Below are 22065 nucleotides of genomic sequence, written 5' to 3'. Positions count from 1 at the left end.
TTGCATCAACCCCGCAACCATCCGGCACTGCGTCGCAGCAACTCCACCCGCTCAGGGGCGTCGTAGGAGCGCTCGTCATGGCCCAGCGCGTCGTACACGACCCGCCCGCCGCCGACCTCACGGGCCCACAGCAACGGATGCGTGGCGCCTTCGTGGGTGTGCTCGTAGAGCGCCTCGATCCCGTCGACGAGCACGAGATCCGAGTACCGCTCGTCCTCGACCCAGAAGTCGCCCAGCCCGTCGGCGATCGGGTGCTCGACCCCGGTACGCCGTACCAGCGTGCGCTCCAGCGGTGGATGGAACGTCTTGCCGTGCTCCCACCTCGCCCCCACCGTCCGATGCCAGCTCTGCAGCCCCGGAAACGCGATCGTCGAGCTGTGCACCGCCAGCAACCCGCCACCACCGGCCAGGAACCTCTCGACCAGCCGCCCGAACTGTTGATCGGCAGGCGTCGGCCCGTGCCGATCTGCGCTGGCGTTGACCACCAGCACCCCCGCCTGGTCGATCAGCTCGGCCAACTCGTCCACACTGCTCACGATCTGTGAGAGTCCGGGCCCACCCAGCGCGTCCGCCAGCCGCGCACTGGTCCGCGGCAGGTCGTGCCACGGATCGCCGTCCGCGCCGGCGCCGCTGTAGATCACTGTCTCGCTACCCATCCCTGGCTCCCTCAGTTTGACTACTCTGCGTGACAGGACTGGGGCGGTCAGCAGAAGTTTCGTTGCAATGCCACTCACGCCGGTCACTTTCCGGTATCGAGGCCCTTTTGCCGTTCTAAGAAAGGCGGGCGCGCACCTATAGTCTGCGGATGCGGCACCTGGGAAGGCGTGCCGGTGACAGAACTTGGTCGACAAAGGAGACGTCCGGTGAAGAAGTACGTGCGGGGATTGGCGATCGTGGGCGTGCTGACGCTCGCTGTCGCCGCTTGTGGCAGCAAGCCGGCTGAGAACACGGCTGGCGGCGACGCCAACAAGGACTTCAAGGCCTGCATGGTCTCCGACTCCGGTGGGTTCGACGACAAGTCGTTCAACCAGACGTCGTACGAAGGTTTCCAGGCCGCCGTCAAGGCGAAGGGGCTGACCCCGGTCAAGGCCGAGTCGAAGTCGGACAACGACTACCCGACCAACATGACCGCGATGGTCGCCGCCAAGTGCAACGTGATCGTCGCCGTCGGCTTCAAGCTGGAGGACGCCACCGACAAGGCGGCCAAGGCGAACCCGAGCATCAAGTTCGCGATCGTCGACTCGGCCCCGGCCACCCCGATCGAGAACGTGAAGCCGCTGAGCTTCAACACCGCCCAGGCCAGCTTCCAGGCCGGCTACCTGGCCGCCGGGATGTCCAAGAGCGGCAAGGTCGGCACCTTCGGCGGCCTGAAGATCCCGCCGGTGACCATCTTCATGGACGGCTTCGCCGAGGGCGTGCGCTACTACAACAAGCAGAAGTCGAAGAACGTCCAGGTGCTCGGCTGGGACGACGCCAAGCAGGCCGGCCTGTTCGCCGGTGGCTTCGAGGACAAGGCGAAGGGCCAGAACACCGCCCAGAACCTGATCACCCAGGGCGCCGACATCATCTTCCCGGTGGCCGGCCCGTCCGGTCTGGGCGGTCTGCAGGCGGCCAAGGCCAGCAACGGCAAGGTCAACGCGATCTGGGTCGACACCGACGGCTGCGTCAGCGCCGCGGAGTACTGCTCGGTGCTGATCTCCAGCGTCAAGAAGGGCATGGACGTCGCCGTCCAGGACGCGATCACCTCGGTGGTCGACAACAAGTTCGACAACAAGCAGTTCATCGGCACGCTGGAGAACGGCGGCACCTCGCTGGCGCCGTTCCACGAGTTCGACAGCAAGGTCCCGGCCGAGCTGAAGACCGAGCTGGACACGATCAAGGCCGACCTGATCGCCGGCAAGATCACGCTCGAGTCCAAGGCCCAGCCGAAGGCCTCCTGATTCACAGCACGACTAAGTAGTACGGTGCGAGCCAGGAAAGTCGGTCCCTGCCAAGGGGCCGCCCTTCCTGGCTCGCCGTCTGCAGGCTGAAGTCATTTCGAAGGGGGCATGCCCGCATGCATCTAGAGCTCTCAGGTCTGACCAAGAGTTTCGGTTCCCTGGTCGCCAACGATCACATCGATCTGGTGATCGAGCCGGGCGAGATCCACTGCCTGCTCGGGGAGAACGGGGCCGGCAAGTCGACCCTGATGAACATGCTCTACGGGCTGCTCCAGCCTGACTCCGGCGAGATCCTGATCGACGGCGAGAAGGTCAAGATCACCTCGCCGAGCGACGCGATCCAGCACGGCATCGGGATGGTGCACCAGCACTTCATGCTGATCCCGGTCTTCACCGTCGCGGAGAACATCATGCTCGGCCGGGAGAACACCCACCCCGGCGGCATCCTGGACCGCAAGAAGGCCGACGCCCTCGTCACCGAGCTGTCCGAGCGGTACGGCTTCGAGGTCGACCCCGAAGCGCTGGTCGAGGACATCCCGGTCGGCGTCCAGCAGCGGGTCGAGATCATCAAGGCGCTCACCAACGACGCCAAGGTGCTGATCCTGGACGAGCCGACCGCGGTGCTGACGCCGGCCGAGATCGACGAGCTGATCACGGTGATGCGCCAGCTCAAGGAGAACGGCACCTCGATCGTCTTCATCACCCACAAGCTCAAGGAGGTCAAGGCGATCGCGGACAAGATCACCGTGATCCGCCGTGGCAAGGTGGTCGGCCAGGCCGATCCGGGCGAGACCGAGGAAGGGCTGGCCGAGATGATGGTCGGCCGGGCGGTCGACCTGGTGGTCGACAAGGCGCCCGCCCAGCCGGGGGACGCCGTCTTGCGGATCAGCGGCCTGACGGTGATCGACGAGCGTGGCTTCACCGCCGTCGACAACGTGGACCTGGAGGTCCGCAGCGGCGAGATCCTCGCGGTGGCCGGGGTCCAGGGCAACGGTCAGACCGAGCTCGCCGAGGCGCTGCTCGGGCTGACCCCGATCGCGGCCGGCAGCATCTCGCTGGACGGCAAGGACCTGACCGGGGTCTCCACCCGGGAGCGTCTCGACGCCGGGATCGGCTATGTCCCCGAGGACCGCGGCCACGACGGTTTCGTCGGCCCGTTCAGCGTCGCCGAGAACCTGGTGCTCGACCTGTTCCGGTCCGAGCCGTTCGGCAAGGGCCTGATGCTGCACACCGACGAGATCGAGAAGAACGCGACCGCGCGGATCGAGGAGTTCGACATCCGCACCCAGGGCGCGGACCAGCCCGTCTCCTCGCTGTCCGGTGGCAACCAGCAGAAGGTCGTGCTGGCCCGGGAGCTGTCCCGGCCGCTGAAGCTGCTGGTCGCCTCGCAGCCCACCCGCGGTGTCGACGTCGGCTCGATCGAGTTCCTGCACACCCGGATCGTCGAGGAACGCGACCACGGCACCGCCGTACTGATCGTCTCCACCGAACTGGACGAGATCGCCGCGCTGTCCGACCGGGTCGCGGTGATGTACCGCGGCAAGGTGGTCGGCGTCGTCCCGTCCGACACGCCCCGCGACGAACTCGGCCTGATGATGGCCGGCGCCTCCCGGACCGAGGCGCACGAGGTCGCGATCGAGAACCCCACGACGTTGGGAACCATCTAGATGAGTATCGACACCACAACCGAGCCGGCCCAGGTACCGGCCGAACCGCAGCCGGCCAAGCCGGGGCGCCGGCCGCTGCCGGGCTGGGCGGTCCAGAGCCTGGTCTCGCTGAGCGCGATCGTGCTGGCGCTGCTGGTCGGCGCCATCTTGATCATCATCGGCGACGACCAGGTGAAGACAGCGGTCGGGTACTTCGGCGCCGCGCCGATGGACACCTTCTCGGCGGCCTTCAGCGCCGTCGGCGACTCGTACCAGGCACTGGCCTCCGGCGCGCTCGGCGGCATCACGCCGATCACCGAGTCGTTGACCCAGGCGACGCCGCTGATCTGCGGCGGCCTGGCCGTTTCGCTGGCGTTCCGGACCGGGCTGTTCAACATCGGCGCCCAGGGCCAGCTGATCATCGGCGCGATCCTGGCCGCCTGGGTCGGGTTCGCCTGGCACCTGCCGCCGGGGATCCACCTGGTCGTGGCGATCCTGGCCGGCCTGATCGGCGGCGCGCTGTGGGGTGGCGTGGTCGGGTTGCTCAAGGCCCGGACCGGCGCCCACGAGGTGATCGTCACGATCATGCTCAACTACGTCGCGGTCTACCTGCTCCAGTGGTTGCTGACGACGACGACCTTCAAGCGGCCCGGTCGCGAGGACCCGATCAGCCCGATCGTGGACGCGAACGCGCAGTACCCGCAGTTCGGTAGTACCCGGCTGCACGTGGGCTTCCTGCTCGCGCTGGTCGCGGCCGGTTTCGTCTGGTGGCTGCTGAACCGCTCGACGGTCGGCTTCGAGCTGCGCGCGGTCGGCGCCAACGCCGACGCCTCCCGGACCGCCGGTATGTCGGTCGGCCGGGCGTACTTCGTCGCGATGCTGGTCGCCGGTGCGCTGGCCGGCCTCGCGGGCACCCAGCAGGTGCTCGGCACGGACCTGCCGCTGACCGACGGCGTCGCGGCATCGGTCGGCTTCGACGCCATCACCGTCGCCCTGCTCGGCCGCGGTACGCCGCTCGGCACGGTCCTGGCCGGTCTGCTGTTCGGCGCCCTCAACGCGGGCGGTCTGCAGATGCAGTTGCAGACCCAGACGCCGCTGACCCTGACCACCGTCCTGCAGGCCGTGATCGTGCTCTTCGTCGCCGCCCCGGCGCTGGTGCGCTCGATCTTCCGGTTCCTGCCGAAGGAACGCGGCATCGGAGCCGTCCTCGCGAAAGGCTGGAACGGATGAGCTCGACCGAGATCGACTCCCGGGCACAGGACCCGGCGCCCGCGCCGGCTGTCATCGAGGCGCCGGCCGAGCGGACCCGCCGGCTGCGGGTCGGCGGCCTGATGGTCGTCTTCGCGCTGATCGGGCTGGGACTGGCGATCGGCACCAAGGGCGGCAAGGCCACCTTCCAGTTGGTGTCCGGCGACCTCCAGCACAACCTGGTCGGGATCCCGGCCCAGCCGGTCGCGCTGCTGCTCGGGGCGTTCGGGCTGGTGGCGGCCGTGGCGTACGTGATGCGCCGGGTGCCGACGAAGTACGCCGGCTGGCTGGCCGCAGTACTGGGTGTCAGCTTCCTGGGCGCCTTCCTGTGCTGGGCCGCGGCGGGCAAGACCTTCCCGCTGGCCAACCAGTTCCAGGGCACGCTGAACTTCGCCACCCCGCTGATCCTCGGCGCGCTCGCCGGTGTGCTGTGCGAGCGGGCCGGTGTCATCAACATCGCGATCGAGGGCCAGTTCCTGGTCGGCGCCTTCACGGCGGCGGTCGTGTCCAGTACGACGGGAAGCGGCGCCGCGGCGCTGATCGCGGCCGCCGTGTCCGGAGTACTGATGGCCGCGCTGCTGGCCGTCTTCTCCATCAAGTACCTGGTGAATCAGGTGGTCCTCGGCGTCGTGCTGGTGGTCTTCGCGACCGGCATCACGGGGTACCTGTTCGACCAGTTCCTGCAGGAGGACGCCGCCAATCTGAACACGCCGGACGTGCTGTCGGCGATGAAGATCCCGCTGCTGGGGGACATCCCGTTCTTCGGGCCGATCCTGTTCGAGCAGACGGTCCTCGTGTACCTGACCTACATCGCGGTCGCCGTCGTCACCTTCGTGCTGTTCCAGACTCGCTGGGGCCTTCGCGTCCGCGCCGTCGGTGAGCACCCGAAGGCGGCCGACACCGTCGGCATCAGGGTCAAGCGCATCCGGTACTCCGCGGTGCTCTGGGCCGGCGTGCTGGCCGGTCTCGGTGGAGCGTTCTTCACCGTCGGGTACGCCGGGTCGTTCAACAAGGGGATGACCGCGGGCAACGGCTTCATCGCGCTGGCGGCGCTGATCATGGGCCGCTGGAACCCGATCGGCGCGATGGTCGCGGCGCTCTTCTTCGGCTTCGCCACCCAGCTCCAGTCCCAACTGCAGATCATCCAGACCCCGATCCCCGGCGAACTGTTGCTGATGGCCCCGTACCTGGCCACGGTGATCGCCGTCGCGGGCCTGGTCGGCCGAGTGAGAGCTCCCAAGGCGGACGGTGAGCCCTACGTCACCGAATAGCGGCTCCGCCGCCGACCCCTCTTCCGGCGATTCCCCTTCCGCAGGGCGGGGAATCGCCGGTGCGGTTGATTGGCGGGCGCTGCGCGCCGCCGCCGTCCAGGCGATGCAGCGGGCGTATGCGCCCTACAGCGGGTTTCCGGTCGGCGCCGCGGCGCTCGTCGACGACGGGCGGATCGTTGCCGGGTGCAACGTGGAGAACGCGTCGTACGGACTGACGTTGTGCGCCGAGTGCGGGCTGGTGTCCGAGCTGCACGCGAGCGGCGGTGGACGCCTGGTCGCGTTCACCTGCGTGGACCACAACGAGGAACTGCTCACCCCGTGCGGGCGCTGTCGCCAGCTGCTGCACGAGCACGGCGGACCGACTCTCCTGGTGGAGTCCGTCACCGGTAGCCGCCCCCTGCGCGAGCTACTGCCCGACGCGTTCGGGCCTGAACGACTGGAGGAATAGTGTCTTTCGACGCGGTAGACGTCATCCGCACCAAGCGGGACAAGGGCGAGCTGAGCGACGGCCAGATCGACTGGGTGATCGACGCCTACACCAAGGGCGCGGTCGCCGACGAGCAGATGTCCTCGCTGGCGATGGCCATCCTCCTGAACGGGATGAACCGCCGTGAGATCGCCCGCTGGACGGCAGCGATGATCGCCTCCGGTGAGCGGATGGACTTCGCCAAGCTGTCCCGGCCGACCGCGGACAAGCACTCCACCGGCGGCGTCGGCGACAAGATCACGTTGCCGCTGGCCCCTTTGGTGGCGGCCTGCGGCGTCGCCGTACCGCAACTGTCCGGCCGCGGCCTCGGCCACACCGGCGGTACCCTGGACAAGCTCGAGTCGATCCCCGGCTGGCGTGCGGCGCTGTCCAACGAAGAGATGATGCAGCAGCTCGAGGACGTCGGCGCCGTCATCTGCGCGGCCGGCGACGGCCTGGCTCCCGCTGACAAGAAGCTCTACGCCCTGCGCGACGTCACCGGCACGGTCGAGGCGATCCCGCTGATCGCCAGCTCCATCATGAGCAAGAAGATCGCCGAAGGCACCGGCGCCCTGGTCCTCGACGTGAAGGTCGGCACCGGCGCCTTCATGAAGGACCTGGCCGACGCCCGCGAACTCGCCTCCACCATGGTTGCCCTGGGCACCGATGCCGGGGTCAAGACCGTTGCCCTGCTCACCGACATGTCGACGCCCCTCGGCCTGACCGCCGGAAACGCCTTGGAGGTCAGGGAATCCGTCGAGGTCCTGGCCGGCGGCGGCCCCTCCGACATCATCGAGCTCACCGTCGCTCTGGCAGTGGAAATGCTCGCGGCAGCCGGCGTCACCGACATCGACCCCGCCGAAAAGCTCCGCGACGGCACCGCCATGGACGCCTGGCGCCGGATGATCGCAGCCCAGGGCGGCGACCCCGACGCCGATCTCCCCATCGCCCCCGAACAACACGTGGTGAAGGCAACAACCTCAGGCGTCCTCTCCCAACTGGACGCCCTGGCAGTAGGCGTAGCCGCCTGGCGCCTGGGCGCCGGCCGGGCCCGCAAGGAAGACCCCGTCTCCCCAGTCGCAGGCGTCCAACTCCACGCCAAACCAGGCGACCAGGTCACCGAGGGCCAGCCCCTCCTCACCTTGCACGCCGACGATCCAAGCCGCTTCGAGCGAGCCCTGGAATCCCTCACCGACGCAGTGACAATCTCCGACTCCTACACCCCGGCCCCACTGGTGATCGACCGCATCACGGCCTGATTCCGCAGTACCGAACTTGCACGTACCTGCAACGAATCGCTCTTCCCGGCTCGTTTCCGTGACTCCTAGGCTGACGGGAGTCACGGAAAGTCACTCGGGAGGACGACGCGATGCGACAGGGGAAATCGAAGCTGGTCACAGCGGTGCTGACGGCGGCTGCGCTGCTGCTCGGTGCTGCCGGTCAGGCGACAGCTGCCGAACGACAGGCATCCACGCCGTCGGCCACTGTGGCGGCCGACCCGGATGCGCCGACCGCGCTGGGCAAGAACCTGCAGTTCGGTGGTGGGTACACCGGCGTGACCTATGACGACCTGTGGGATGCCCATCTGCTCGCGAAGCTCTGGGTCGACACCACCAAGCCGGTGCACGTCACGGCGTACTTCGGGGCGGTGCCGAAGTTCAACGCACAGGGCCAGCCGTCGAGCAAGACCGCGACGCTGGTCTACACGTGGCAGTGGCTCTGCGGGTCAGCCGCTCCGGTCAACCTGTCCGGCCAGCTCTCGACCACGCTGGCGCCCGCGCCCGGCACGACCATGTTCAACTACTGGATCCTGGACGCTCTCAAGGTCGAGGCGAACCTGGTGGCACCGGCCTGCTCGAGCGGCGGGAAGTTCGCGATCCGCTTCAACACCCTGCAGAGCACCGGCTCGCCCGGTGCGATGAACTCGCCCGTCGTCGGTTCGCTGCCGGCGCCGTTCGGCACACCGGGCTCGGACATCCTCAACGGCACCAGCCCCACCATCACCCTGTACCAGATCGGCAACCCGTCCGAGGTCGCCGAGGTGCGGCAGAGCGGCAAGCTGAAGGATGTCCCGTCGACCGGACTGCGGTACTTCGTGTCCGACTGCAAGGCCGCGCAGGATCTCGTCGGCTGGGCCGCTTCCACGATGGATCCCTACAACTGGGGCGTGTTCAAGTACACGATCCCGCGCTCGGCGGTCGAGGCCGGCGCGGACAAGATCAGCGGCGCCTGGGCCGACCAGCCAGGCCGTCCACGAATCAAGGCGTTCGCCGTCCGCAAGGGAGCCCCGAGCATCTTCAGCGACCCGTCCTCGTTCGTGGTCATCAAGGACGCCTTCACCTGCTTCTGATCTTGGGGCCGGTGCGACCGTCAGCCGGACTTGGTGGTCAGGCGCTGGTACTGGAGCTTGACCACTGTGGTGGCGAGCTTGATGTCGGGTACCGGCGTCTTCTCCAGCGTGCCGCTCTGGCTGACGGTTATCTCGGCGACCATCGAGCCGACCGTGATGCTGGCCTCTGCGACTGCCTCGATCTGGCCGGTCACGCCGGCGACCCCGGTCTGCGCGTCGGTCAACGCACCCGGCACCCCCGGTACTGCGAACGGCTTGGTGTGCTCGTCCTGCGCCCAGAAACCCTTCTGCAGGTCGCGGGCCTTGCTCGCCGACGCCGCCTTGAAGAGCTGCACGGTGACCCGCTTGCGTCGATCCGTGCTCAAGCGGAACGTCTGGTACCCCTCCTTGCACCCGGCGTTCAACAGCAGCGCGAGATCCTCAGCAGGCGAAGCCGACAACGTGTCCACGAAGCTCTGCCGCGTGAACGGCCCGGTCACCTGCGCCGGCTCGCCGGCCACACCCTTCTGAAACCCATCCGGTACGACGGCCAGCCCGGCCAACCCACCAGCGGCAGCAGGCACAGCAGCATCAGCCGGCGCCGGGGGCTGCTCATTCCCGCCGACCGGCGCGGTCGACGCCCCCGCGTCGTTTCCGCAGCCTGCCAAGAACACCAGCCCAACGCACACCACAGCGGCTACACCGGGCGCGGTTCGCCTCACGATTCCTCCGCAGGGTCAGGGGATTACCCCGCGAGCCCACCAGACAAAGATGAACGCCAGGCAAAGTACGGCGGGGTTCGTTCCCTCCACATGAGCGCGCGCTGTAGAACCCACGCGGAGGGAACGAACGATCATCAGTAGCGGGTGCTGACAGTGACGCCGGTGCAGCCTGTTGCGCCGTACAGGCTGACGTAGCTGTAGCCCGCGGGGGGATTGGCGACGGTGATCGCTTCGGTGTTGCCGGTAGCGGTCGATCGCTGGGTGTAGGCGGAGGTGGTCGCCCAGGTGGCCTTGTTGTAGTAGAGATCACAGTTGCCGGTACCACCGCTGGTTGTGATCTGCAGTTGCGTCGTACCGGCCGGCAGGTTGATGTAGAGGTAGTCGTAGTTGCCAGTGGTCGTGCCCCGGTTGCCGCGCTGGCAGTTCTTGCCCAGCACGCGGATGTCTGCGGCAGTGCACTCGGGCAAGGTCGTACCGCCTCCGCCTCCACAGTTCCCCGCCCCGCACGCGGACAGCCAGCTGTACCAGTCGGCGTCGTACCGGCTGCCGATCGTGGTCCGCAGGTAGCTGGCGGCAGCGTTCCAGTTGCCCGACCGGTAGTAGTTGAGGACGGTGGTCACGTCACTGCGGTGCGACTGCAGCATGTAGCGCACCGCGAGGTAGCCCCACTGGTAGATCCGGGTGGTGTCGTTGCTGTAGGTGGTACCGAACAGGGTGCTCAGTGAGTAGGTACGCCGGGCAGCCTCGGTGATCGCCGCGGTGTAGGTCTCGTTGCGGTAGGAGTAGGACACGTACTCCGCGAACCCCTCGATCCACCAGATCGTCGGAGTGCTGACGCCCGCGTCGAAGTCACCGGCCATGTCGAAGCGGCCATCGAGGTAGTGGGTGTACTCGTGGTTGAGGTTCCAGATCGCGAACACCGGTCGCAGCCACTCGGCCTCGTAGGCGATGAACCGGGCCTGGTTGCCGACCGCGGCCGGGTCGCCTTCGAGGTACATCCCGCCGTTGTTCGTGTCGATGCCCCACATCGCTCCGGCATAGGTCTGGTAGTCGGTACTGGAGTTGTAGACCACCACCTCCAGACTGGTGTTGCGGTCGTTGGCCACCGGGCCGGGGTCGGCGACTATGCCGTGGAAGTAGGCGTCCTGACTCGCCAGGCTGCTGCAGCTCGAGGACAGCTGGGCAGTGGTCATCTCCTGGGCCCGGATGCGCAGAGTCGAGCTGCAGGTGTGGGTGATCGGCAGCACGACGGCCGCCAGCTTGGCCTGCAGGTTGCAGATGTCGTAGTACGCGCAGTTGGCCTTGTCGTAGTAGTCGGCCAGCTCGGCGACGCCGACCCACAGCGGTGCCGTCGGGCCCTGTAGTGCGGTCTGCCCGAGCAGGCCCTTTGCAAGCGGACGGACCTTGGGCAGCAGGGCGGAGTACTGGAGGAACCTGGTGAGTTCACGGCCGGCGTTCGAGGTCAGGTAGCTCTGGTCGCCGGACAGTAGATCCTTGTGGCTGGACGCGAAGGCGTAGAGGGTGTCGATCACGCTCGGGTCGGCTTGTACCGCCGCCACGAACTCCGGCAGCTGGTGCCCGCGGAACAACACCGTGTAGACGTTGTTGACCGCGTTCAGCATCCACCACGACGTGTTGTACGAGTTGTTGTAGCCGGTCAGCATCCGCTTCACGACGGACAGGTAGCGGGCGTTCTGCGCCGAGCTGTCGATCAGCGTGATCGCCTCCGCGAGGGTCTCCCCGTTGGCGTCGCTGACCTCGAAGGCGTGCGTGTTGGCGAAGAAGCTGTCCAGGCCCGACTGGATCGCAGTCCGCAGCGTTGGGCCGTAGGTGCCGACGGTTGAGGGGTTGTACCACTGCACGTAGTAGCCGGCGCGGAGATACAGGGTCAGCTGGGCGGTACCGGTCGAGTTGTTGCCGGGGTAGCCGGATCCGTTGTCCCGCAGGCCGTACGCGACGCTGACCATCTGGGCCTCACGGAACGCGTTGTACGCATCCGTGCCGGTCAGGTTGAAGAGTGTGTTGACACAGTCCGTCGTCGACGCCTTGATCTGGTTGACGAGAGCTTGGCCGGTACGGCTGGTGAAGTCAGCGGGGTTGCAGGTCGCCGCGGCTTTGTGGCCCTGCATCGACGGGCGGGGCAAGGTGGCAACCTGTCCTGGTCCGTCGTAGTCACGACGCAACTCCTGCTTGGAGGCCGGCAGGGGAGCACGTTGGCTTACCGGCGTACTGGCATCGGTGACGTGGCTGGGCTCGTCGGCTGACCCGCTCGGACCTGCTTTGGTTGTCGGCGGTTGCTGGCTGGTGGCTGCCTGACCTGGGCTGGTGGTGAGGGCCAGTCCGGTCAGGGCGATGACGGTGGCAAGGGTCAGTACCGACGCCTGTCGCCGTAATCGCTGGAGTCGTGGGGATGTCATCAGGTTCTCCTCCGGGGCGGAACACGCGAACCCGCGTGGCTGCGGTGGGGGATCCGCAGTGTTTGGGAGCGTGGCACGTCGAGCCGTTCCCCGGTCATCCCAACGGCGATAGCCTCACGTTATGGATCCCGAGATCCGCCACCTGCGGGCGATCTGCGCGATCGCCGACGCCGGCAGCGTGACCAGAGCCGCCGCCCGCCTCGGGATCTCGCAACCAGCGCTGACCGGCCTCCTGCAACGCTTCGAACGCTCACTCGGCGGCCAGCTGTTCGAACGAGCCCGTACCGGCGTACGCCCCACGCCGCTGGGCGAACGCGCCTTGCAACGCGCCCGCCTGGTCCTGGCCGACATCGACTCCTTCGCCGGCGACCTCACCATGGCTGCCACCGCGGGCCCGGCCGAGCTGCACATGGGCACAGCCCACATGGAATGCGTGGGCACCATCGTCGAACGCGTCCAAACAGCCCTGGCCCCTGTGGACCTCACCGTCCAGGTGGACCCCTCGGCCATCAGCCTCGCCCAATCCCTGGCCCACCACCGCTCGGACTTCGCCGTCATCGGCATGAGCGACGACCACGACGTCCCCCTCGCGCCCGAGCTGGCTCAACGCACGGTCCTGCCCCGCCTCCCGTTCTTCATCGCCCTGACCTCCAGCCACCCCCTGGCCGCCCAACAGGAAATCAACCTCGCCGACCTGGCCAACGAATCCTGGATCAGCCCACCCGGCGCCGACGACGGCTCCCTGGCCTCCCTCCGAGCCGCCTGCCGCCGAGCCGGCTTCACCCCCAAGATCCGCTACGAGGCGCCCAGCGGCGGCGGCCGCCAACTGATCCAATCCGGCCGAGCCGTCCAACTCGTAGAACCCACCTCGGCCGGCGCCGAAGGCATGACAATCCGCCGCCTGACCGGCGACCCCCTGAGAGGCCGCCTGATCCTGGCTTGGCGCCGCCCCCGCCTAACCGAAGACCAAGTCGAATCCACCTACCTAGCCATAGCGACGTCCTACACAGACCACGCCCTCCGCAGCCCCACCTACGCCCCGTGGTGGACCGCCCACCCCGAAGTCCACCCCCGAACCACCTAACTCCCCGCGCACCGCCTAGCCGGCGACGGTGGCGAGGAGATCCGTGATGCGTCGGCGGGCGGCCTTGGGGTGCAGCGGTTCGCAGCCGGCGTCGACGCAGCGCTTCACCACTCGCGGATCGTCCTTCAGTAGCAGCAATCCCCGCCGGAGCAGGGTGAACGGCGGCTTGCGGTGCTCGCGTAGATCGCGCTGGAACCGGCGTACGAAGGTGACGATCCGGTGGTGCCGAACACAGATCGCCGCCGCCAGCAGACCGCGTTCCCGAAGCGCTCCGGCAACCTGATCGGCGAAGATGCCCTCGGCAATGATCAGTGGTGATCCGCCTGTCTCCACAGGCCGATGTCCGATGGTCCCGTCGGCGGCGATGTCGTAGATCGGCATGTCGGCAACCCCAGTGGCGCACAACACCTCGAGCGCAGCCACCGCCCGCTCGCCGTCCCAGGACCGCGGATCATCCCAATCCACGATCCCCAACGGCGACCGGGGCATTGCCGCGTCATCCCCGTCCCGGTAGAAGTCATCGAGCCGTACCACCGGCAACCCCACCAGTTCAGCCAACCGCGACTTCCCAGCCCCTGAAGGCCCCGCCAGCAACACCACCCGAGCATTCACCCCGAGATTCTCCCACCGCCCCGGCCTTTCACTTCCCGCCCCTCGTCCACCACAACCACGAAGCCCCTCCACGGCCCCGGCCGACCGGACGGCCATGCATACGCAACTCACCCGAAACCCCCCGACACACCGGGGGTATCCGCTTGCCGGTGGAGTTGTGCATGCACCGACGGGCGCGTGGGGGATTCCTAGGCCTGTAAGGCTTTGACTAGTTCGTTGTGGTTGGTCGTGAACCAGGCGTTGGTTCGGTCGGTGAGGGTGGATTCGCCGGTGGTCCAGCGTTGGCGGAACCAGGGGTGGCCGGATTCGGCGCCTCGGCGGACGTAGTCCATGCACCAGATGTGGTTGGCGGCGGCTGCGTCGATCAGGCGGGTGCGGTCGTCGCCGGTGAGGCCGTAGGCGTCGGTGAAGCGGCGGAGACGGGTCAGCGATTGGCCTTGGCGGGCGTCGTGGATGTCGGCGTCGGGGCGCAGGGGTGCCCACAGGCGTACGGCCGCAGCGACATCCCACAGCGTCGACCCAGGACCGGCCAGGTCGAAGTCGATCAGCGCGACCGCCACCCCGTCGCGGAAGACGATGTTGTCGAGGTTCGGATCGTTGTGGCCGACCAGTCCGTCGTCATACGCAGCGGGCACTCGCTCGGCCCACGGGTAGCCGGAGGGGTCGAATCCGAGTACGGCCTCGTGGTAGCGCCGTAGGAGATGCGCGACGCTCTCCAGTGCCGCGTCGGTCATCGACCACGAAGGGTATGGCGCCTGCACCGTCTCGCCGGGCACGTAGGTCAGTACTTCCCGGCCCTGCTCGTCCACCCCGAGGAAGGCGGGGGACGAGTCGAAGCCGACCTCCTGGAGATGGTCCAGAAGCGCATGCACGGCAGGACTGCTGGGCCGCAGCGGGCGGCGTACGGTATCGCCGACCCGTACCACCAGGCCACGGTTGGCGGTGCCGCCGAGCAGGCGGGTCTCGACCTCAGGCATCACCGCACAGTGTGGCTGCTGCCCACCCCAAGCGCTAGGTCGCTCAAATGAGCAATCCAATGCACAGTTGTGCAACGAACTCTTGACACGCGCCAGGGCAAACGGTTCACTCAACGATGAGCAGCGTGCTGCTCATATGAGCGAGTGCCCGCCGATCGCGAAGGAGCAGCCCGTGCTGGAACAGCGCAAACGCATCGGAGGTGTGGCGATCGCACTCCTCCTGGTGAGTGGAGTGAGCAGCTGCGCCGGGTGGGGCGGCGGAGCCGGTGGCGGTGGCGCCGACAGCGTCAACGTGCTGATGGTGAACAACCCGCAGATGGTGGACCTGCAGAAGCTGACCGCGGACAACTTCACCAAACAGACCGGGATCAAGGTCAACTACACGGTCCTGCCGGAGAACGACGTCCGGGACAAGATCAGCCAGGAGTTCTCCAGCCAGGCCGGCCAGTACGACGTCGCGTCGCTGAGCAACTTCGAGATCCCGATCTATGCCAAGAGCAAGTGGATCGCGCCGCTGTCGGACTACATCGCCAAGGACACCGCGTTCAACCAGGACGACATCCTGAAGCCGATGACCGAGTCGATGTCGGGTGACGACGGCAAGATCTACGGGGAGCCGTTCTACGGCGAGTCGTCGTTCCTGATGTACCGCAAGGACATCCTGCAGGCCAAGGGTGTCGAGATGCCGGCCAAGCCGACCTGGCAGCAGGTCGCCGACATCGCGGCGAAGGTCGACAACGCCCAGCCCGGCATGCGCGGCATCTGCCTGCGCGGCCAACCAGGCTGGGGCCAGCTGTTCGCCCCGCTGACGACGGTCGTGAACACCTTCGGCGGCACCTGGTTCACCCAGGACTGGCAAGCGAAGGTCAACGCCCCCGAGTTCACCGAGGCGACCAAGTTCTACGTCGACCTGGTCCGCAACCACGGCGAGCTCGGCGCCCCGCAGGCCGGCTTCACCGAGTGCCTCAACAACCTCGTCCAGGGCAACGTGGCGATGTGGTACGACGCGACCTCCGCCGCCGGTTCGCTCGAAGCGCCCAACTCACCGGTCAAGGGCAAGATGGGGTACGCCCCCGCGCCGGTCGTGAAGACCGACAGCTCCGGCTGGCTGTACGCCTGGTCGTGGAGCATCCAGGAGGCCAGCAAGAAGAAGGACAACGCCTGGAAGTTCATCTCCTGGGCCTCCAGCAAGCAGTACGAGGAGCTGGTCGGCAAGGAGCTCGGCTGGTCCCGCGTCCCGGCCGGCAAGCGCGCCTCGACGTACGAGAACCCGGAGTACCGCAAGGAGGCGGCGGCGTTCGCCGACCCGACCAAGCAGGCGATCGAGACCGCCGACCCGCGCAACCCGGGCGCCCAGCCGCGGCCCGCGATCGGCATCCAGTTCATCGACATCCCCGAGTTCCCCGATCTCGGGACCCAGGTCAGTCAGGACGTCAGCTCCGCGATCGCCGGCCGGATGAGCGTCGACGAGGCGCTGAAACGCGGCCAGGAACTCGCCGACGACGTGGCAGAGCGCTATCGCGCCAGAGAAGCGAAGTGAGGGCTGACATGAGTGTCGAAACCGAGGCGCGCCCAGGCCGCCACACAGCCACACCGCCGAAGAAGCCGGGCACGCTGCTGCGCAGCACCGGCGACTGGGCCCGCCGGGCGCCGCTGCTGCCCGCCCTGGTCTTCATGATCATCGTCACCCAGCTCCCGTTCGTGGTCACGATCATCACCTCGTTCATGAACTGGAACGCGTACTACCCCGACGAACGCAGCTTCGCCGGCATCGACAACTTCCGCCGCGTCCTCACCGACGCGAACACCCGGCACGCCATCTGGGTCACCATCCTGCTGACCGCGGGCGTCGTCCTCATCAGCCTGCTGCTCGGCCTGGGCATCGCCCTGCTGCTCGACCGCAAGTTCCGCGGCCGGGGAGCGGTACGGACGATGATGATCACGCCGTTCCTCGTCGTACCGGTCGCGGCGGCCCTGTTGTGGAAACACGCGCTGTACAACCCGGAGTACGGGCTCTTCAACGGCGTGCTGAAGTGGATCTTCGGCGACAACGCGCCACAGCCCGACTGGATCAGCAACCAGCCCTTGTGGTCGGTGATTTTCGCGCTGGTCTGGCAGTGGACGCCGTTCATGATGCTGATCCTGCTGGCCGGCCTGCAGAGCCGCCCGCTCGACGTGATCGAGGCGGCCGGCATCGACGGCGCCAGCCAGTGGGACATCTTCCGGTACATGACGCTGCCTCACCTGCGTCAGTACCTCGAACTGAGCGCGCTGCTCGGCTCGATCTACGTCGTGCAGAACTTCGACGCCGTCTTCACGATCACGTCCGGCGGCCTCGGGACGGCGAACCTGCCGTACACGATCTACCAGACCTTCTACACCGCCCATGACTACGGCCGGGCCTCGGCCGCGGGCGTCATCGTCGTGATCGGCACCATCCTGATCGCGACCTTCGCGCTCCGCTCGGTGTCCACCCTGTTCAAGGAGGAGGGCCGATGAGCGGCCAAGTGACGATCGTGACGGGCCGCAAGAACCGCGGCGGCGGGCTGGCGCTGAGCGCGCTGGCCTGGATCGTGGGCGTGCTGTTCGTGCTGCCGGTGCTGTGGATGGCGCTGACCTCGTTCCACCACGAGGAGGACGCGGCGAAGAACCCGCCGGACGTCACCGCGCCGCTGACCCTGGACGGCTTCCGGTCGTTCTTCGACTCCGGTCCCTGGCCGTCGATCGCGAACTCGCTGACCGCGAGCATCCTGTCGACGATCCTGGTCATCCTGCTGGCGTTCCCCGCGGCGTACGCGCTGTCGATCAAGCCGGTGAAGAAGTGGACCGACGTGATGTTCTTCTTCCTGTCCACCAAGATGCTGCCGGTGGTCGCCGGGCTGCTGCCGATCTACCTGTTCGCGCAGTTCGCCGGGCTGCTGGACAACATCTGGCTGCTGATCGTGCTCTACACGTCGATGAACCTGCCGATCGCGGTCTGGATGCTGCGCAGCTTCCTGGCCGAAGTACCGGTCGAGATCCTCGAGGCGGCCTCCGTCGACGGCGCCGGCCTGGTCCGCACGCTGCGCTCGGTGGTCGCGCCGGTCGTCATGCCAGGCATCGCGTCCGCGTCGCTGATCTGCTTCATCTTCAGCTGGAACGAGCTGCTTTTCGCCCGGGTCCTCACGGGTACCGTGGCACAGACCGCGCCGGTGTTCCTGACCGGCTTCGTCACCAGCCAGGGCCTGTTCCTCGCGAAGGTCTGCGCGGCCTCCCTGGTGGTGTCGCTGCCGGTGCTGATCGCCGGGTTCGCGGCACAGGACAAGCTCGTCCAGGGCCTGTCCCTCGGGGCGGTCAAGTGACGGAGGCAACGGTGCAACGACTCAACTCGGCAAGCCTGGGGTCGCTCGACGAGCGCGTCGGCGTACCGGCGTACGACCGTACTTCGATCAGCCCCGGCATCGTCCATTTCGGGGTCGGCGGATTCCACCGGGCCCATCAGGCGATGTACCTCGACAAGCTGATGGACGACGGCAAGGCACTCGACTGGGGCATCGTCGGCGTCGGCGTCCTCCCGCACGACAAGCGGATGGCCGAGGTGATGGCGGCGCAGGACAACCTCTACACGCTGGTCGTGAAGTACCCCGACGGGACGCTCGAGCCCCGGGTCATCGGCTCGATCGTCGGGTACCTCTTCGCACCCGACGACCCCGAGGCGGTGCTCGCCCGGCTGACCGACCCCGCCACCAGGATCGTCTCGCTGACGATCACCGAGGGCGGCTATCACGTGAACCAGGTGACCGGGGAGCTGGACGCGTCCGACCCCGGCCTGGCTGCCGACTTGGAGCCGGGCGCGCTGCCGGGGAGCGCGTTCGGCTTCATCATCGAAGCGCTGGCCCGCCGACGGGCGGCCGGTGTTGCGCCGTTCACGGTGATGTCCTGCGACAACATCCCTGGCAACGGCCACGTCGCGCGCAAGATGCTGGCCGCCTTCGCCAGGCTCAAGGACCCGGCTTTGGCGGACTTCCTCGAGCAGGAGGTCCGGTTCCCGAACTGCATGGTCGACCGGATCACGCCGGTCACGGCTGACGCGGATCGGGAGGCGCTGGCGTCGCAGTACGGGGTCGAGGACGGCTGGCCGGTGGTGTGCGAGCCGTTCACGCAGTGGGTGCTCGAGGACGACTTCGGTGGCGACAGGCCGGCGTACGAGGAAGTCGGCGTGCAACTCGTCGAGGACGTCGAACCGTACGAGCTGATGAAGCTGCGGCTGCTCAACGCGAGCCACCAAGCCCTTTGTTACTTGGGGTATCTGGCCGGCTACCGTTACGCGCACGAGGTCTGCCAGGACAAGCTGTTCGTCGACTTCCTGCTCGGCTACATGGATTCCGAAGGTACGCCGACGCTGCCGCCGGTGCCCGGGGTCGATCTGGACCGCTACAAGCACCAGCTGATCGAGCGGTTCGCGAATCCCGAAGTGCGCGACACCCTCGCCCGGCTCTGCGCGGAGAGCTCGGACCGCATCCCCAAGTGGCTGGTCCCGGTCGTCCGCGAGCAGCTCGCCGCGGATCGCGGGATCGAGCACTCCGCTCTGGTGATCGCCTCCTGGGCCCGGTACGCCGAGGGCGTCGACGAGCAAGGTGAGCCGATCGAGGTGGTCGACCGGCTGCGCGACAAGCTGGTCGAACGAGCCCAGCACAACCGCGACGAGCCGTTGCTCTTCGTGTCCGACCGGGACCTCTTCGGTGACCTCGTCGACGACGCCCGCTTCGTCAGCGCCTACACGGCCGCGTTGTCCTCGCTCCACGAGCACGGAGCACGAGCGACCCTGGAGGCGCGGGCCTGAGAAGGGGCTCGCGGCAAAGGCCCGCGAACCGTTACGGTGCCGGGGAATCACGGGAGAAGATTGGTGGCGGGGCGACGGTGAACGGTCGGGGACAGTTGCTCGGCGAGGGTGACGAGGACGACGAGCTGCTGGCCGACGTCGCGCGCCGGTACTACCTCGACAACGTCTCCAAGGTGGACATCGCCAAGGAGCTCGACCTGAGCCGGTTCAAGGTCGCCCGGCTGCTCGAGGACGCGCGCAGTCGTGGCATCGTCCAGATCCAGATCAAGAACCCCTCGCCGATCGATCGCGGGCTGTCCGAGCAGCTGGCCGACGCGCTCGGGCTCCAGTTGTGCGTCGTCACGCACACCTCGGGCTCGCCGGAGCAGGTCCGCGACCAGGTCGCCGAGGCTGCCGCGCGGACGGTCGCGCCGCTGGTTCGCGACGGGGATCTGCTGGGCCTGACCTGGAGCCGGGCGGTCGACGCGATGGTCGACCACATCGACGTACTGCCTGCCTGCACGGTGATCCAGATGGCCGGCTCACTCCACTCACCCGCGGGCGGCGGCAGCACGATGGACCTCGCCCGCCGAGCAGCCGCGCTTGCCGGCGGTACTGCGCACGCCGTCCACGCACCGCTCGTCGTCGACGACATCGCCGCCGTCGCCGCACTGCGCCGGCAGCCCGGCATCGCGGACACCCTGGCGCTGGCCGACGGGCTCGACATCTCGGTGGTCGCGATCGGCGCCTGGCGGGCCGGCTGCTCGACGGTCTGGGACGCGGTGTCGGAGGAACTCCGGGCCGAAGGTGTCGCCGGCGGCGCAATCGCCGAGGTCAGCGGGCATCTTCTGGATCAGGACGGCAGACTGGTCCAGTCACCGTTGGAGCAGATGATCATCGCGGTCTCGGTCGACCAGCTACGCCACCCGGCGGAGCGGATCGCCCTCGCCGCGGGAGCTCATCGCGCGCCGGCGGTGGTCGCCGCCGTGCGGGCCGGGCTGGTCAGCACGCTGGTGACGACGACCGACCTCGCCCGTGACGTCCTGCGGCACCTCGCTACCGAAAAGGATCTCTAGATGACTGACCCCAGACTGGTTGCCGGAGTCGACTGCTCGACCCAGGCGACCAAGGTCGTCGTATGCGATGCCACCACCGGCGAGGTACTACGGGAAGGCCGCGCACCCCATCCCGACGCCACCCAGGTCGACCCCGCCGAATGGTGGAAGGCGTGGTCCATCGCCTCCGACGGCCTACTGGACGGGGTGTCTGCTCTGTCTGTCGCTGGTCAGCAGCACGGCATGGTCCTGCTCGACGGCTCCGGCGCCGTCGTCCACCCGGCGGTGCTCTGGAACGACACCAGCTCCGCCGATGCCACGACTGACTTGGTCTCCGAGCTGGGCGGCCCCGAGGCCTGGGCTTCCGCTGTCGGATCCGTGCCCGTACCGAGCTTCACCGTCACCAAGCTGCGCTGGGTCCGTGGCGCTGCTCCCGACGCGGCTGCTCGCGCCGAGGCTGTTGCGCTGCCCCACGACTGGTTGACCCACCAGCTGGCCGCCGACCGCTCGGGCATCGCCGATCTCACGACGGACCGGGGAGACGTCTCAGGTACCGGCTGGTGGTCGCCCTCCACCAATGACTACCGCCCCGACCTCGTCGAACTAGCCTTCGGCCGCTCCCTGCAACTCCCGCGCGTGGCCGGCCCCTCCGAGGTCGTCGGCCAAACCGCCTTCGGCGCGAGTTTGGCGGCCGGCACCGGCGACAACATGGCCGCCGCCCTGGGCCTGGACCTCCAGCCCGGCGACGTCGCGGTGTCTCTGGGTACCAGCGGCACCGCCTTCGCTCGGTATTCATCACCCACCAGCGACCCCAGCGGCTTCGTAGCCGGCTTCGCCGACGCCACCGGCGGCTACCTCCCCCTGGTCTGCACCCTCAACGCCGCCCGAGTCCTCTCGGCCACAGCGACTCTGCTCGGCATGGACCTGGCTGCTCTAGACGAAGCTGCCCTGACGTCCCCTGGCAGCAACGGCCTGGTCATGCTCCCGTACTTGGACGGCGAACGCACCCCAGACCTACCCCACTCCACCGGGCTCATCTACGGCCTGACCCGTACCACCGCCCAGCCCGCCACCATGGCCCGCGCCGCGGTAGAAGGCATGCTCTGCGGCCTAGCCGATGCCGTAGACGCCCTCCGAGCCCAAGGCATCCCCGTCCACCGGGTCCTACTGCTAGGCGGCGCGGCCCGCTCCCGCGCAGTACAAGCCCTAGCCCCCGCCCTACTCGGCGCCCCCGTCGTACTCCCCGAACCAGCCGAGTACGTAGCCCTAGGCGCCGCCCGCCAAGCAGCCTGGGCCATCTCCGGGGACCTGCCGGTGTGGGACGTTGCCATGAGCAAGCCCGAGTCCGCAGTACTGACCGACGAAGCCGCCGCCGACGTCCGCGCCCGCTACGCCGCAGTACTCTCCGGCACCCGCCCCCTGCTCGCCTCCGACTACCGCTGACCACCTGGAACCGGACAGCGGCGGCAGCCATCACAGCCCCGGTGAACCAGACGG

19 protein-coding genes are annotated in these 22065 nt (G+C 67.9%); 14 read left to right on the top strand and 5 right to left on the bottom strand.

The genetic code is table 11. The features are described 5' to 3' along the window. Positions 1 to 5: 5 nt before the first annotated feature. Complete coding sequence (locus ABD768_RS33670; RefSeq protein WP_344847604.1) at positions 6 to 656, bottom strand: ThuA domain-containing protein; 651 nt, start codon at positions 654 to 656, stop codon at positions 6 to 8. Positions 657 to 863: 207 nt separating this feature from the next. Between ABD768_RS33670 and ABD768_RS33665 the strand changes: the two genes are divergently transcribed. The 7 genes from ABD768_RS33665 (at position 864) to ABD768_RS33635 (ending at position 8921) form a co-directional block, all read left to right on the top strand. Continuing rightward, positions 864 to 1940 carry a BMP family lipoprotein gene (locus tag ABD768_RS33665; protein WP_343968990.1) on the top strand — a complete coding sequence of 359 codons (1077 nt, stop codon included), beginning with the start codon at positions 864 to 866 and terminating at the stop codon, positions 1938 to 1940. Positions 1941 to 2056: 116 nt separating this feature from the next. Next, positions 2057 to 3607, top strand: a complete 1551-nt coding sequence (locus ABD768_RS33660) for an ABC transporter ATP-binding protein (RefSeq protein ID WP_343968988.1) — start codon at positions 2057 to 2059, stop codon at positions 3605 to 3607. After that, on the top strand, positions 3608 to 4816 hold the full coding sequence (locus ABD768_RS33655; RefSeq protein ID WP_343968986.1) for an ABC transporter permease: 1209 nt from the start codon (positions 3608 to 3610) through the stop codon (positions 4814 to 4816). Next, on the top strand, positions 4813 to 6105 hold the full coding sequence (locus ABD768_RS33650) for an ABC transporter permease (protein ID WP_343968984.1): 1293 nt from the start codon (positions 4813 to 4815) through the stop codon (positions 6103 to 6105). Before ABD768_RS33655 ends, ABD768_RS33650 begins: the two co-directional genes overlap by 4 nt. Before the next feature lie 52 nt (positions 6106 to 6157). Beyond that, on the top strand, positions 6158 to 6553 hold the full coding sequence (locus ABD768_RS33645; protein WP_344847909.1) for a cytidine deaminase: 396 nt from the start codon (positions 6158 to 6160) through the stop codon (positions 6551 to 6553). Continuing rightward, positions 6550 to 7830, top strand: a complete 1281-nt coding sequence (locus tag ABD768_RS33640; protein WP_344847906.1) for a thymidine phosphorylase — start codon at positions 6550 to 6552, stop codon at positions 7828 to 7830. Before ABD768_RS33645 ends, ABD768_RS33640 begins: the two co-directional genes overlap by 4 nt. A 110-nt stretch (positions 7831 to 7940) precedes the next feature. Next, positions 7941 to 8921: a hypothetical protein gene (locus ABD768_RS33635; protein ID WP_343968982.1), complete on the top strand. Its 981-nt coding sequence runs from the start codon at positions 7941 to 7943 to the stop codon at positions 8919 to 8921. Between the two features lie 20 nt (positions 8922 to 8941). Here the strand turns inward: ABD768_RS33635 and ABD768_RS33630 are convergent, their stop codons facing one another. Beyond that, on the bottom strand, positions 8942 to 9622 hold the full coding sequence (locus ABD768_RS33630) for a hypothetical protein (RefSeq protein WP_344847600.1): 681 nt from the start codon (positions 9620 to 9622) through the stop codon (positions 8942 to 8944). Between the two features lie 134 nt (positions 9623 to 9756). Then, complete coding sequence (locus ABD768_RS33625) at positions 9757 to 12039, bottom strand: M9 family metallopeptidase (RefSeq protein WP_344847598.1); 2283 nt, start codon at positions 12037 to 12039, stop codon at positions 9757 to 9759. A gap of 121 nt (positions 12040 to 12160) precedes the next feature. Here ABD768_RS33625 and ABD768_RS33620 point away from each other — a divergent pair, with 121 nt between their 5' ends. Then, on the top strand, positions 12161 to 13123 hold the full coding sequence (locus tag ABD768_RS33620; RefSeq protein WP_344847596.1) for a LysR family transcriptional regulator: 963 nt from the start codon (positions 12161 to 12163) through the stop codon (positions 13121 to 13123). Between the two features lie 15 nt (positions 13124 to 13138). On the opposite strand, the gene ABD768_RS33615 is transcribed toward ABD768_RS33620, so the two are convergent. Together ABD768_RS33615 and ABD768_RS33610 are read right to left on the bottom strand one after the other, a co-directional pair. After that, complete coding sequence (locus tag ABD768_RS33615; RefSeq protein ID WP_343968975.1) at positions 13139 to 13735, bottom strand: uridine kinase family protein; 597 nt, start codon at positions 13733 to 13735, stop codon at positions 13139 to 13141. A gap of 188 nt (positions 13736 to 13923) precedes the next feature. After that, positions 13924 to 14712 (bottom strand): phosphotransferase, encoded by a 789-nt coding sequence (locus ABD768_RS33610; protein ID WP_344847594.1) that lies wholly within the window; start codon positions 14710 to 14712, stop codon positions 13924 to 13926. Positions 14713 to 14884: 172 nt separating this feature from the next. On the opposite strand from ABD768_RS33610, the gene ABD768_RS33605 reads away from it, so the two are divergent. The 6 genes from ABD768_RS33605 (at position 14885) to ABD768_RS33580 (ending at position 22011) form a co-directional block, all read left to right on the top strand. Beyond that, complete coding sequence (locus ABD768_RS33605) at positions 14885 to 16252, top strand: ABC transporter substrate-binding protein (protein ID WP_343968971.1); 1368 nt, start codon at positions 14885 to 14887, stop codon at positions 16250 to 16252. Between the two features lie 8 nt (positions 16253 to 16260). Beyond that, positions 16261 to 17211 carry a carbohydrate ABC transporter permease gene (locus ABD768_RS33600; protein ID WP_343968969.1) on the top strand — a complete coding sequence of 317 codons (951 nt, stop codon included), beginning with the start codon at positions 16261 to 16263 and terminating at the stop codon, positions 17209 to 17211. Then, positions 17208 to 18053, top strand: a complete 846-nt coding sequence (locus ABD768_RS33595) for a carbohydrate ABC transporter permease (protein WP_343968967.1) — start codon at positions 17208 to 17210, stop codon at positions 18051 to 18053. The genes ABD768_RS33600 and ABD768_RS33595 overlap by 4 nt, the downstream gene beginning before the upstream one ends. 11 nt (positions 18054 to 18064) lie before the next feature. Further along, entirely contained in the window at positions 18065 to 19534 is a 1470-nt protein-coding gene (locus ABD768_RS33590) for a mannitol dehydrogenase family protein (RefSeq protein WP_344847591.1), read from the top strand. A gap of 77 nt (positions 19535 to 19611) precedes the next feature. Then, complete coding sequence (locus tag ABD768_RS33585) at positions 19612 to 20589, top strand: sugar-binding transcriptional regulator (RefSeq protein WP_343968963.1); 978 nt, start codon at positions 19612 to 19614, stop codon at positions 20587 to 20589. Then, positions 20590 to 22011 (top strand): FGGY family carbohydrate kinase, encoded by a 1422-nt coding sequence (locus ABD768_RS33580; protein WP_344847589.1) that lies wholly within the window; start codon positions 20590 to 20592, stop codon positions 22009 to 22011. The last annotated feature ends 54 nt before the right edge of the window (positions 22012 to 22065 follow it).

It is taken from the genome of Kribbella ginsengisoli, from assembly GCF_039537185.1.
GTDB lineage: Bacteria > Actinomycetota > Actinomycetes > Propionibacteriales > Kribbellaceae > Kribbella > Kribbella koreensis.
The sequence above is the reverse complement of the archived record's forward strand: the minus strand, read 5'-3'. Positions and strand labels throughout refer to the sequence as shown.